A 12,832-nucleotide genomic window follows, 5' to 3' on the forward strand; every position below is an offset into this window, starting at 1 on the left:
TCCTGCTTACTGAAAAATCAGTTTCTCAGAAACGGCATAGCGTCTTTGCGCTTCTTCAGCGCGTATATGCAGCCGTTGAAGAGAACACTTATTTTTCCCTTTGAATCAGACAAACCGCATAGGCAACAACGCCTTCTTCCCGGCCGATAAATCCCATCTGTTCGTTGGTAGTCGCTTTTATAGAAATGTCATCAACAGAGATGCCGGCTGCACTGGCAATATGTTCTTGCATAGCAGGAATATGAGGATTTATTTTAGGCGCCTCGAGGCAAAGCATGGCATCAATATTTCCTATCTCCCAGTTCTTTTCTGTTAAGAGCTTAACCGTTTCTTTAAGCAGGATCAAGCTGCTGATCCCTTTCCAGCGTGGGTCTGTATTTTTAAAATGGAAACCGATGTCGCGCAGATTGGCCGCCCCAAGCAGGGCATCGCATATGGCATGCAAGAGTACGTCTGCATCTGAATGACCAAATGCACCTTTATGGTGTTCAAGGTCTACGCCGCCAATTACAAAAGGGTGATTTTCCTTTAACTGGTGTACATCAAAACCGAAGCCTACTTTAATTTTCATTGAGGATGTATTTATTTGAATTGATATTTATTGGATTAGTGTGTATTCAATGCTTATTTATTACTATTCGATTTGGCAACTAAATCACTTGCCTTCTCCAAAATTGAATAATAGTGTAAACCTTAAAGTATTGGCCAGCGGACTTTTCTGCACATTGGCCACAACATAAGCGAAGTCCATATTAAAGACATTGTACTTTAGGCCCGCTCCCAGTGTCAGGTACCGCCTGTTTCCTTTTTGGGGATTCTCAAAAAAGTACCCGGTTCTGAATGCAAATTGCTGATTGTACCAGTATTCGATTCCGGCAGCAATATTGATCTCTTTGATTTCTTCCTTAAATCCACCGGGTGCATCGCTAAATGAACCGAATATCCCAGAGGGTACAGAACGGTCAGGATCACGCCCGGCTATGATCTTGTCGTTCTCGTATATTGGCTGTGTAGGCACCAGCAATTTGTTTAGGTCCAGGGCAAAAGTAAATTGGCTGTAATCATCTATCAAAAAAGTAGAGGCCGCTCCGATCTTAAGATTTGTAGGCAGGAAGATTTTGGTTGCACCTTCAGAATAGTTCATTTTGGTACCGACGTTGGAGATATTAATCCCTCCGGAAACAATGGCATCGCTACCTAAGAAAAACGTTGGCTTTTTGAAATAGGCAGAGACATCCACTGCTACAGCTGTGCCAGGACTGGTCAGTTGCCCACCCGAGACCTGACCTGAAGAAAGGTTGGAATAAATATACCTTAATGCAGTCCCCAAAGAAAATGACTCCCCGAATTTCCGGGCGTAGGTTAGATCAAAGGCTAGTTCGTATGGGTTATAAATCCCCATATCCTGCTGGTTATTATCTATATATTGTATTTCTCCAAGAGAAAAAAAGCGCATTGAACTTCCCAGCATGCTGCGGTCATCCAACTTATAATACCCACTTAAGTATGCCAGGTTGATATCCGGTACCAGGCTTTTTAGCCAGGGACTGTAGGATGCAGAAAATCCGTAAGGTTTTTCGAGAAAGGCTAGTTTTGAAGGATTTATGCTCATGGCATTGGCATCGGGATGAACGGCTACCCCTGCATCTCCCATCCCTCCGGCCCTGGCATCTGGTGTGATCAATAAAAAAGGAACAGCGGTAATGATATTATTGGGTTCACTCCTGTTTGTTTGGGTACCAGACTGGGCATGAAGCTTTGAACAAATCACTACAAAGGAAATGCACAGTAGTGTTTTTGCCAGGCACCTTAAATTCATTTTCTGTAAATTTTATAAGTATAGTCCGCAAGTTAACATAGTGTTTAATATTTTCAAAGAATAACGCCAAATGTGATGTATTAAAAAAAGTTTTTGAGGATAGGCGTTTTTTACGTATTTTTAACAGTTAAAGTAATTATTTGCATGGCTCCTATGAAAACGACATACCTATATTCACTTGCATCCCTTATGGTTGTTGCACTTCTGTTTTCCTGTAAAACCAAGTCAGGAAAGTCGGATAAGACCGGTCTGGCCTACAACAAAAAGGAATTTGGTGGTTTCCAGGTAAACAATAAATTTAAACGCGGACCAGGTCCGGGGCTTGTAGAAATAGAAGGCGGTGTATTCGTAATGAGCGGCAGTGCAATTAATATTCCGGGGCAGGAATTAAGTACTTATAACCATAAAAGAGAGACTACCGTTTCTTCTTTTTATATGGATGAAACTGAGGTTTCCAATACAAACTGGCTGGAATACCTTAACTGGATACGGACAAATTATCCGGCTGATTATGAATACTACTATAATGAGCTTCCTGACACACTTGTATGGCGCAGACCTCTTTCATACAATGAACCGTATGTGGACAACTATCTGAGACACCCTGCTTATCAGGATTATCCTGTAGTAGGCGTATCATGGGAACAGGCTTCTCGTTATTGCGACTGGAGAACGGATAGGGTTAACGAATTATTACTTCGCGGTCAGGGCTATATGACCAGTTTTCAGGATGTGAACGGTAAAGGCGCAGCAAAGGGGGCAACTACTGCTGCTGCAAGGCCTACGGAACCATTTAATACAGATATTTATCTGAATGGCCAATATGACGACAAGGGTAAAAGGGCTATGAAAGACCTAAACCCTACCAATGCCAATACTGCTGCAGCGGGAGCCACAGCTAGTAAAGGTGCTACACGTAACGTAAGGCTTGAAGACGGAATCTTAAAACAGCCGTATCGTTTGCCTACAGAAGCAGAATGGGAGTATGCTGCCCTCGGCCTTATAGGAAATACGGAATATGAAAATATTGGTGAGAATAAAATATATCCATGGAGCGGGCTTGGTGTAAGTTCTGCAAAAAGAAAAACCAGGGGACTGATGCTGGCCAACTTTAAGAGAACTAAAGGTGACTACATGGGAGTTGGTGGCTCACTGAATGATAAAGGTGGTTTAACTGTTGCAGTAAGATCATATTTGCCGAATGACTTTGGCTTATATAACATGGCCGGAAACGTCAACGAGTGGGTAGCAGATGTATACAGAACCAAAACCTTTGAAGCAGCAGATGCATTCAATCCATACAGAGGTAATTTTTATCAGGATAAAAAGATAGCTGATCTAACTACCGGCAGGATAGAGAAAGACAAACACAATATGCCGGTGATGACAGCTGCGTCATCTGGAAGAAAGCAAACATGGGCAGAAAAACAGGCCGCAGTGACTGCAAGTGTAGATTCTGCTGCCAATAAAACTTATGCAGATCAAAGGGGCTACCGCGATCCGGCCAATGAATTGTATGGTGAAATAACTTTAATTACTGATAAGTCAAGGGTCTACAAAGGAGGTTCATGGGATGATCAGGCACTATGGCTGAATCCTGCTATGCGCAGATTTATGCAGCAGGATGAATCGACTGCAGACATTGGTTTTAGGTGTGCAATGACAATGCTTGGAGCTTCTGAGATCAGGTCATTTGGGAAACCTCAATTCAAACCCAGGACACAAAAGGCCTTCAGGGGTGGGAGATAAACAATAAAGGAGCTTTAAAAAAGCTCCTTTATTGTTTATTCAAATTGTATCAGTACCTGGTTCTTTTCTACTTTATCACCTTTACTTACGAAAACCTTTTTGATTTTACCATCAGTGGGCGACTTAATTATGTTTTCCATTTTCATCGCTTCGAGAACCAATATGCTGTCTCCTTTGCTGACTTCAGTTCCTTCGTCAGCTATAATACTTAACACCAAACCGGGCATAGGCGCTTTAATCTCTTTAACCTTACTGGCCAGGGCAGTGTCCATTCCCAGCTGTTTAAGAAGCTGGTCATACTGATCTTCAATGGAAACATTGTAAAGGTTTCCGTTTACTTTTAATACACTGGTTTTATCCTCCTTATTTTCCGAAACAAGCTCTACATTGTAAGACTTGTTTTGATAAAGTACATGAGTATGCACACTGGATAGCTGCCTAGCATCTATTTGTACAGCAGCATCATTAATTTTGAGTGCTTCTGCCCCTACTTCAACTTCATATGTATAACTTTCATTGACCTTTATCTTCATATAACTATTGTGTAAGTGCATATTGAATTAAATTAGCGCCCATTCTAAGCGCCATCAGCCGTCTATCCTGCGTATCGTCAGGATAAGTCCCATAATCTTCCCACCCGTTCCCTAAATCGCATTCAAATGTATAGTAACATACTATCCTCCCCTGCCAGGTAAGCACAAATCCCTGAGGCCTATTGCCGTCATGCTCATGTATTTTAGGCAGGCCGCCAGGAAATTTATATTTCTGATTGTACACCGCATGATCTGAAGGAAGTTCTGTAAAGGTCAATTCAGGAAAGACCTTTTTCATTTCCCTCCTGATAAATTTATCCAGACCGTAGTTGTCATCTATGTGAAGGAAGCCCCCGCCTGTTAAATACTTGCGAAGGTTAGCTGCTTCTGCATTGTTAAAAAGTACATTTCCATGCCCGGTTAAGTAAATGTAAGGATAGTTGAAAAGTTCAGGGCTGCCAACCTCCACTATTGCCTCCTGGGCAGCCAGGTTTGTCTTCAGGTTTTTATTACAAAAATCGATAAGGTTTGGAAGTGCGGTTCTGTTTGCATACCAGTCGCCGCCCCCATTGTATTTCAGCTTTGCTATTTTATAAGTAGGCACGTTAAATGCCAACTGGGTTAGCAATATTAAAGCGAGTATGGACCACTTAAATCTCATCTGTTTATATAATTCACTTCAAAACATGCTTCCAGCGCTGCCGTCTCTGTCCGCAGCCTAGTATTACCTAAAGTTAGCGGTTTATAACCAAACTGCAAAGCCAGGGCTATCTCATCTGGTGTAAAATCACCTTCAGGCCCTATAAGGATAGTGTAACGCTGTTTTGGCAACGCAACCTGGTCTATATACTGCCTGGATGCTTCGCTAATACAATGCGCAATCATTTTATTTGAGTCATTGGGCGTATTCAGAAAATCGCTCAGATTAATTTGAGGATTCAATACAGGGTGATAGGCCTGTAAAGATTGCTTTACAGCAGCGGTGATTACTTTGTTAAGCCTGTCTTCCTTTACTACTCTGCGTTCAGATCTGTCGCAGATGATGGGAGTGATTTCATCAATACCTATCTCTGTGGCCTTTTCAAGAAACCATTCTATTCTATCAATATTTTTTGTGGGTGCTACAGCAATGTGGAGATGGTGGTTACGTTTCTGGTATTCTTTGGTAGATTCAAGAACTCTAAGGCCAACATTTCTTTTTGTCTCGCTTATGATCTCGGCTTTATAAAGTCCCCCTTTACCATCAATTAGAAAAACCTGAGCACCAATGATCAATCTTAATACTTTTACACAATGCCTGCTCTCCTCATCATTTAAGACATACTGATCAGAATCAATGTCTGGTGTATAAAAAACATGCATACTATAAAAATTAATGATTGTCCACCATGTCGCTTTTATCGATCACTAATTCTAGTTTTATGGTTTCTATATTCTGCTCTGTTTTTTTCAGAATAGTAAACAGGTAACCGTAGCATTCTTCGCTGTCACCCACTTCAGGGATTCTTCCAAATGCATGCGAAACCAAGCCACCTACAGTATCAAAGTCTTCATCTTCTGGTAAGTCATGAGGCAAATGCTCATTTACATCGTAAACGGTAGCATATGCATTGATGATAAATTCTGTTTCAGAGATTTTCTCAACAGTAGGTTTTTCTTCATCGTATTCGTCCTGTATCTCCCCAACGATCTCTTCTACAATATCTTCAAGTGTGACCATACCCGCAGTTCCGCCAAACTCATCTATTACAATGGCTATCTGAATGCGCTTTTGCTGAAGCTCGCTTAGCAAGTCATTGATCTTTTTTGTTTCAGGTACGAAATAGGGCTTTCTTATAATATCACTAAGTGCCCACTGCTTATCGCCAGCCAGTAAAGGCAGGATATCTTTAGCATGGACTATTCCAATTATTTTATCAATGATGTCATCATAAACAGGTAGTCTTGAATAACCCTCTGCAATGATCGTTTCTATCACTTCCTGCTTAGGGGTGGAAAGTTCAATTCCTGAGATCTTGGTCCTGGGAACCATGATGTTTTTAACTACCCGCTCATTAAAATCAAAAACGTTTTTAATAAGTTCGTGTTCATTGGTATCCAAAGCACCACTTTCTTTACCCTGATCAAGCAGGTAATAGAGCTCCTCTGTACTGTGCACTGATTCATGCCCCCCTATACTCGATATCCCAAACAGTTTAAGGATCATATTGGCAAAGCCGTTCAACACCCAGATAAAAGGGCGAAACAGCCAATAGAATCCCTGCAAAGGAAAAGCAATAAACAATGTAGTAGCTACCGGTCTTTGTATCGCTATAGACTTAGGCGCCAGCTCACCGAATACAATGTGCATTACCGTGATAAAAAGAAACGCAATAAAAGTGGAGATAGAGGTAATATAAACATCCGGCAAATTAAAATTAATCAGCAAATCGTGCACAATGCCGTGCATTACAGATTCACCGACCCAACCAAGCCCCAGAGACGCAAGTGTAATACCTAATTGCGTTGCGGCCAGATATCCATCAAGATGCTGGGTAATGTATTTTGCAATATTCGCAACTCTACTTCCAGATTTAGCTTTAATTTCAATCTGTGAGGCCCTAACCTTCACGATTGCAAATTCTGCTGCCACGAAAAATCCGTTAAGCGCTACTAAGAAGAATGTTAAAAATATCTTGAGACCTTCCATTAAGATTTATTATTTCTAAACTTTTCATCATAAAGCACCATGCTTTCCTGGATGACCTTATGAGCATATCGCACGCCTAGCAAATGTTCAATTGTTACCTTTTTTTCTTCCAGCGCCTTATAATCCTGAAAAAATTTGACGATCTCTTTCATCGTATGAGGAGGTAATTCTGCCAAATCATTGATATAATTAACCGACATATCATTTTTAGCTACAGCAATGATTTTATCATCCTGCTCACCGTTGTCTACCATATGCATCACACCAATTACTTTGGCTTCGATTATAGACAAAGGATAAACATCCACCGAACATAATACCAGAATATCCAGAGGATCATTGTCATCACAATATGTCTGGGGAATAAAGCCATAATTTGCAGGGTACATCACAGAAGAAAAGAGCACCCTATCCAGTTTGATTAAGTTAGAATCTTTATCTATTTCATATTTAGCCTTAGAACCCTTAGGTATTTCTATAATGGCATTTACATATTCAGGTAACTGTTCTCCGGGAGAAACGCTATGCCATGGGTGATGATCGTATTTACTCATTTTGTTATTAATCCTTTGTTATTTCTTCACTATTGTTTTTTACCACCCTCTTTTTTACAAATGTAATGATCAAAGGAATGGTAGTTACAATAATAAAACCTATAATTATATATAATAAATAGTCATTAATTTCTTTCTCAAATCTCCTGCCTAAAAAATACCCCATCAAAGTTAAGGATGCTATCCATATGATCGCTCCGACAATATTGTATAATGCAAACCTTTTAAAATCTAATTTAACTACTCCGGCAAATATCGGCGCAAACGTTCTGACTATCGGTACAAATCTGCCCATTATTAAAGCAAAGGCACCTTGCTTATTGTAATACTCTTCTGCGGCCTTCAAATAACGCTTCTTAAAAAAGAAAGAGTCCTTTCTTTGATATAATACAGGGCCTGTCTTCCTTCCAAACCAATAGCCCGTAAAATTACCGCAAATTGCAGAAACGCATAGTCCCAAAATCAGCAAATATATATTGACATCAAGTTTACCCGTAGCAACAAACATCCCCGCAAGAAATAATAGATAATCACCTGGTAAGAAGAATCCAAAAAACAATCCGGTTTCGGCAAAAATAACAAACATCACAACATAAAAACCACCTTCTTTAAGTAATTTTTCGGAATCAATAAACTGCTGTATTGTAGTCCAGAAATCTTGCATAGTTCAATTATTCGTAAAACTACAAATAATAATCAAGAGAAAATCGTTATATCAAATTTAAAATTACTGCAGGGTATATTCCTAAAAACAACGTAATTATCACTGACAAAACCAGGACAACCCTATACTGTGCAGGAGTTTCCAATTCAATTTCCTTGCCTTCTTTAAAATACATTGCCACAATGACTTTAAAGTAATAGTAAAATCCGACAAGCGCATTTAGAATAGCAAAGGCTACAAGCAATATCTGGTATTCCTGCATTACATTTAGAAACATCAGGTATTTACCAATAAAACCGGCTGTTAAAGGAATTCCAGCCAGAGAGAGCATGGCAACAGTAAGTACAAATGCGATCAAAGGATTCCGTTTTGCCAGTCCGTTAAAGCTATCAAAATGATCTGAACCGGTCTTTTGCTTCACTATAATAAGTACTCCAAAAGCAATAATACTAGCAAACGTATATGCTGCTGCATACACCAATACGTTATTGGCAGAATTTGCCGTAAGCGCAATCAAGGAAAACAACAAATATCCGGCATGTGATACACTGGAATAGGCAAGCATCCGCTTAAAGTTCTTTTGAAATAAAGCGGTTACGTTTCCAATTAGCAACGTTAAACATACAATTACCATCAGCGGTGGCATCCAGAAATCGTGCAACGGGGCAAATGTGTCAGCAAATAGCCTCAGAAATGCAGCAAATCCAGCTGTTTTCACCACGGTAGACATGAATGACATGATCAGTGTAGGTGAACCTTCGTAAACATCAGGAACCCAAAAATGGAATGGTGCGGCCCCAATTTTAAAACTCAGGCCAATCATCATCAGTATCAATCCGGAATAGAACATTGGAGATATCGATGTATAATTGCCCACAAGATAATTATTAATCGCATCAAGATCAAATGACCCTGTAGCACCGTAGATGAGGGTTATCCCAAACAATAAAAAGCCTGTAGAAAAGGCCCCCATTAAAAAGTATTTTAATGATGCCTCATTTGATGCAAAATTACTCTTGCGAATACCCGCAAGTATATATAAGCTTACAGACATGATTTCTAGGCCGATAAACAACATTGACATGTTTTTATAGGAGACCATAATCACTATTCCCACCAGGGCAAATAAGATTAGTGTAAAGTATTCAGCAATGTTTTCACTATCCTTTGCAAAATAATTTTGGGTAAGGAGAAATATAAACAGCGTTCCAAGAATAGTAATCCCTGAAAATGCCAATGCAAAATTATCCATTTGCATCATGCCATAATAAACCTGATCAGTATTCCATGAAACAGCCACAAACCCCAATGCGGTAAGCAGGCCAATTAGCGTAATTGGCAATAATGCTTTTTTAGCCTTAAACAAACCTGCGTAAAGCACTACTAAAGCTGTAACTGCAATTGTTATAATGATATTCATTTGCTTAGTTTACCGAAGTTAATTTTTGTGTTACTTGTTCTATTAAATGTTGTACTGATGCTTCAGATAATTGCAGAATAGGTTTTGGATAAACACCTAATGCGATGATTAAAGCGCAGATCGTATACAATACCACTTTCTCCGTACCTGCTATATCAGCAAATCCAATGGTAAGGTCATTTGTTTTGCCCAGCATTACATTCTGGTACATCCTTAGCATATAAACTGCCCCAAAAATAATGGTCAACCCTGCAAATGCAGCAATCCATATATTGTATTGATAAACACCCATCAACAACAGGAATTCACCAATAAAACCATTTGTGCCCGGTAAGGCTACTGTACCCAAAACAATGATTAATGCTGTAATGGCCAATATGGGTGCCTGCTTTGCAATACCTCCAAGCTCACTTATCCTATTGGTCTTTAACCGGCTGCTGATAATATCCAGCACAAAGAAAAGGCCTACTACATTGATCCCGTGACTTAACATCTGTATCATCGCACCCTGCATTCCCTGGGTATTTAAGGCAAAGATACCGGCACTGATGAGTCCAACGTGTGCAATGGAAGAATAAGCCACCAAACGCTTGGCATCCTTTTGAGTAAAAGCGATCAAAGAAGCATAAATAATCCCTATCACCGACAAAATAATTACGATATAACCCCATTGCTGCAAACCTGCAGGGGCAATTGGTAATAACCACCTGATCACTCCATATATCCCCATCTTTAACATGATCCCGGACAATAACATCGTACCGACAGCAGGTGCTTCAGTATACGTACTTGGCTGCCAGGTATGGAATGGGAATACCGGCATTTTTATCGCAAAAGCAATAAAGAACGCCCAAAATACCCAGCCTTGCTGTGCACCATCCAGATTGAGGTTATAAAATGCCTGTATATCAAAGTTGTGTGCCGGATTTTGAAGGTATAAATAAATTATTCCCACAAGCATAAATAACGACCCTGCTATGGTATATACAAAAAACTTCATGTTGACCTTTATGCGGTCTTTGCCTCCCCATACGGCACATATAAAATATATAGGGATTAAGGCTGCTTCCCACCCAATATAAAATAAGAATGCATCCAGTGCTGTAAATACAATTAATAAGCCACTCTGCATAAACAGGATGAGCGCAAATAATGCATTTCCGTTTTTGTACTCATGTTTATACCCTGTGAGGATGATGAGAGGGATCAGCACGTTTGTCAATATTACGGTAATGATGCTTATTCCATCTATTCCAGCGTGAAAGCTGATGCCTAAATCCTGTATCCAGGGATAATTTACAACAAATTGAGTACTGGCGTCCGGGGTAAAATTACAAACCACGGCAATTGTCAGTGCCAAAGAAACGATTGATGAGAATAAGGCGACATGTTTAGCCGCAGTACCCGAAAATGTTGTAACCAGGGCTCCCACCAATGGTAAAAATATAAGAAGTAGTAAAAGTTGTTCCATTGTGTTTTCCTGAACGATCTTTTATAGAGATAAATAAGTATACAATAACAATGAGATGATTCCTACCACCATCATAAAAATATAAAACCCGACATTTCCGGATTGTAAAAGCCTCAATCCCTTACTTGCTTCAGTCGTACCCAGCCCAAATCCATTTACAATACCGTCGATAACTTTATTATCAAAGATCTTATAAAAGAATCCAGAAAGGACATCCAGAGGTTTCCTGATCAGCGCATCATATATTTCATCAAAATAGAATTTGTTATAAGACAAATTTGCCAACAGAGGTCGTTTGGTCTCATCCGGTACAGGCACATGGCTCTGTTTGATGTATTTGAAATAAGCAAATCCGATAGAGACAATCACACCTGCCACCGAAACTGCCATCAGGATATATTCTGTAGCATGATCAGGCGATTCTCCAGTGTGTTTTATGACTGGCTCAAGCCAATCGGATAACCAGTGACTGCCTCCAAGTACTTCCGGGATGCCGATAATTCCTCCAATAGCAGAAAGTATAGCCAACACGATTAAAGGAAAGGTCATAGAGGCAGGAGACTCATGGATTTTCTCTTCTGAATGATGCGTACCACGGTATTTCCCGTAAAAAGTAAGGAATAACATCCTGAACATATAAAACGCGGTAAGGAATGCCCCGAATACAGCAATTCCCCATAGCACTTTGTCATGAACATATACATGTGCCAAAATTTCATCTTTTGAAAAGAATCCTGAGAAAGGAGGTAGTCCAGCGATGGCAATAGTTCCGATCAGCATGGTGATGAATGTAACCGGCAGCTTTTTCCTTAAGCCACCCATATGCCGCATATCCTGTTCATGATGCAAGGCATGAATTACTGAGCCTGCACATAAGAAAAGTAATGCTTTAAAGAATGCATGTGTAATCACATGGAAAAAAGCTCCGTTATACGCTCCAACCCCTAAGCCTAAAAACATATAGCCCAATTGGGATACGGTAGAATAGGCAAGTACCTTTTTGATATCTGTTTGGGTTAAAGCTATAATGGCCGCTACTATTGCGGTGGCGAGACCAACAATAGCAATCACATGCTGAATTACGGGGGCCAAATCAAATATCAGATTTGATCTTGCAATCATATAAATACCCGCCGTTACCATTGTTGCAGCATGGATCAATGCCGACACAGGAGTCGGGCCGGCCATTGCATCGGGCAACCAGGTAAATAAAGGCAACTGTGCTGATTTACCGCAAGCGCCAATGAATAGCAACAGCGCAATTAAAGCAATGGTACCGTCTCCGGGAAGCATTGCTGCGGCCTGAGGGAATATTTTAGAAAACTCTACACTTCCAAACGTGGTGAATATGAAAAACACACCAAGTAGAAAGCCAAGGTCACCAATCCGGTTCATCACAAAGGCTTTCTTAGCTGCAGATGCATAATTGCTGTTTGTATACCAAAAACCAATAAGCAGATAGGAACACAGCCCCACTCCTTCCCATCCAATGAACATAACAATGTAGTTCGATCCCAATACCAGCAGCAACATGAAAAATATAAACAAGTTCAGGTAGCTGAAGAACTTGCCAAAACCTTCATCACTGTGCATGTACCCAATCGAATAAATATGGATCAGGAAGCCAACTCCGGTTACGATCAGCAACATAATAGCACTCAGCGGATCGACCAGGAACGATAGCGGAATATGTAACGCCCCCGCACTTATCCAGTCAAACAGAAAAACCTCGTGAGATTTATTTACATCAGAACCCAATGCCAGAAATATTCCTACACTGATTGCAAACGATATGAATATAACGCTGCTTCCTATAAAACCGATCAGGCTTTTGGAGAATGTATTTCTTCCCAATCCATTGATTACAAAACCAATCAGGGGAATCAGGGGAACCAGCCAAACTAAATCTATTATCATCTTATACTTTATTCTT

At 40.2% G+C, this 12,832-nt stretch carries 12 protein-coding genes; 1 reads left to right on the forward strand and 11 read right to left on the reverse strand.

What is annotated here, in order from left to right:
• Positions 1-88: 88 nt before the first annotated feature.
• Positions 89-571 (reverse strand): 2-C-methyl-D-erythritol 2,4-cyclodiphosphate synthase, encoded by a 483-nt coding sequence (gene ispF / locus EZ437_RS02165; RefSeq protein WP_131592799.1) that lies wholly within the window; start codon positions 569-571, stop codon positions 89-91.
• A gap of 84 nt (positions 572-655) precedes the next feature.
• The gene (porV, locus tag EZ437_RS02170; RefSeq protein ID WP_131592801.1) at positions 656-1,819 is read right to left on the reverse strand and encodes a type IX secretion system outer membrane channel protein PorV; all 1,164 of its coding nucleotides are present in this window, start codon (positions 1,817-1,819) and stop codon (positions 656-658) included.
• A gap of 153 nt (positions 1,820-1,972) precedes the next feature.
• On the opposite strand from porV, the gene EZ437_RS02175 reads away from it, so the two are divergent.
• Positions 1,973-3,568: an SUMF1/EgtB/PvdO family nonheme iron enzyme gene (locus EZ437_RS02175; RefSeq protein ID WP_131592803.1), complete on the forward strand. Its 1,596-nt coding sequence runs from the start codon at positions 1,973-1,975 to the stop codon at positions 3,566-3,568.
• 35 nt (positions 3,569-3,603) lie between these two features.
• Here EZ437_RS02175 and EZ437_RS02180 read toward each other — a convergent pair whose 3' ends face one another.
• Genes EZ437_RS02180 through nuoL form a run of 9 tightly spaced genes read right to left on the reverse strand, consistent with a single transcriptional unit; the run spans position 3,604 to position 12,813 of the window.
• The gene (locus EZ437_RS02180; protein ID WP_131592805.1) at positions 3,604-4,101 is read right to left on the reverse strand and encodes a biotin/lipoyl-containing protein; all 498 of its coding nucleotides are present in this window, start codon (positions 4,099-4,101) and stop codon (positions 3,604-3,606) included.
• Positions 4,102-4,105: 4 nt separating this feature from the next.
• Positions 4,106-4,762 (reverse strand): DUF4159 domain-containing protein, encoded by a 657-nt coding sequence (locus tag EZ437_RS02185; RefSeq protein WP_131592807.1) that lies wholly within the window; start codon positions 4,760-4,762, stop codon positions 4,106-4,108.
• Complete coding sequence (locus EZ437_RS02190; protein ID WP_131592809.1) at positions 4,759-5,463, reverse strand: 16S rRNA (uracil(1498)-N(3))-methyltransferase; 705 nt, start codon at positions 5,461-5,463, stop codon at positions 4,759-4,761. Before EZ437_RS02190 ends, EZ437_RS02185 begins: the two co-directional genes overlap by 4 nt.
• A gap of 10 nt (positions 5,464-5,473) precedes the next feature.
• Positions 5,474-6,790, reverse strand: a complete 1,317-nt coding sequence (locus tag EZ437_RS02195) for a hemolysin family protein (protein ID WP_131592811.1) — start codon at positions 6,788-6,790, stop codon at positions 5,474-5,476.
• On the reverse strand, positions 6,790-7,344 hold the full coding sequence (locus EZ437_RS02200; protein WP_131592813.1) for an inorganic diphosphatase: 555 nt from the start codon (positions 7,342-7,344) through the stop codon (positions 6,790-6,792). Before EZ437_RS02200 ends, EZ437_RS02195 begins: the two co-directional genes overlap by 1 nt.
• A 7-nt stretch (positions 7,345-7,351) precedes the next feature.
• Entirely contained in the window at positions 7,352-8,008 is a 657-nt protein-coding gene (locus EZ437_RS02205; protein ID WP_131592815.1) for a DedA family protein, read from the reverse strand.
• 46 nt (positions 8,009-8,054) lie between these two features.
• Positions 8,055-9,428 carry an NADH-quinone oxidoreductase subunit N gene (locus EZ437_RS02210; RefSeq protein WP_131592817.1) on the reverse strand — a complete coding sequence of 458 codons (1,374 nt, stop codon included), beginning with the start codon at positions 9,426-9,428 and terminating at the stop codon, positions 8,055-8,057.
• A gap of 4 nt (positions 9,429-9,432) precedes the next feature.
• Positions 9,433-10,899 (reverse strand): complex I subunit 4 family protein, encoded by a 1,467-nt coding sequence (locus EZ437_RS02215; RefSeq protein WP_131592819.1) that lies wholly within the window; start codon positions 10,897-10,899, stop codon positions 9,433-9,435.
• A 21-nt stretch (positions 10,900-10,920) separates the two neighbouring features.
• Positions 10,921-12,813: an NADH-quinone oxidoreductase subunit L gene (gene nuoL, locus EZ437_RS02220; RefSeq protein WP_131595096.1), complete on the reverse strand. Its 1,893-nt coding sequence runs from the start codon at positions 12,811-12,813 to the stop codon at positions 10,921-10,923.
• Between the last annotated feature and the right edge of the window lie 19 nt (positions 12,814-12,832).

Source organism: Pedobacter psychroterrae, assembly GCF_004331695.1.
GTDB classification, from domain to species: domain Bacteria; phylum Bacteroidota; class Bacteroidia; order Sphingobacteriales; family Sphingobacteriaceae; genus Pedobacter; species Pedobacter psychroterrae.

Bases quoted from the DNA above. Each gene is read 5' to 3' on its own strand.
- EZ437_RS02190 (WP_131592809.1), bottom strand. From the start codon at position 5,463: ATGCATGTTTTTTATACACCAGACATTGATTCTGATCAGTATGTCTTA.
- EZ437_RS02210 (WP_131592817.1), bottom strand. From the start codon at position 9,428: ATGAATATCATTATAACAATTGCAGTTACAGCTTTAGTAGTGCTTTAC.
- EZ437_RS02180 (WP_131592805.1), bottom strand. From the start codon at position 4,101: ATGAAGATAAAGGTCAATGAAAGTTATACATATGAAGTTGAAGTAGGG.
- EZ437_RS02200 (WP_131592813.1), bottom strand. From the start codon at position 7,344: ATGAGTAAATACGATCATCACCCATGGCATAGCGTTTCTCCCGGAGAA.
- ispF (WP_131592799.1), bottom strand. From the start codon at position 571: ATGAAAATTAAAGTAGGCTTCGGTTTTGATGTACACCAGTTAAAGGAA.
- EZ437_RS02175 (WP_131592803.1), top strand. From the start codon at position 1,973: ATGAAAACGACATACCTATATTCACTTGCATCCCTTATGGTTGTTGCA.
- EZ437_RS02195 (WP_131592811.1), bottom strand. From the start codon at position 6,790: ATGGAAGGTCTCAAGATATTTTTAACATTCTTCTTAGTAGCGCTTAAC.
- EZ437_RS02185 (WP_131592807.1), bottom strand. From the start codon at position 4,762: ATGAGATTTAAGTGGTCCATACTCGCTTTAATATTGCTAACCCAGTTG.
- porV (WP_131592801.1), bottom strand. From the start codon at position 1,819: ATGAATTTAAGGTGCCTGGCAAAAACACTACTGTGCATTTCCTTTGTA.
- EZ437_RS02205 (WP_131592815.1), bottom strand. From the start codon at position 8,008: ATGCAAGATTTCTGGACTACAATACAGCAGTTTATTGATTCCGAAAAA.
- EZ437_RS02215 (WP_131592819.1), bottom strand. From the start codon at position 10,899: ATGGAACAACTTTTACTACTTCTTATATTTTTACCATTGGTGGGAGCC.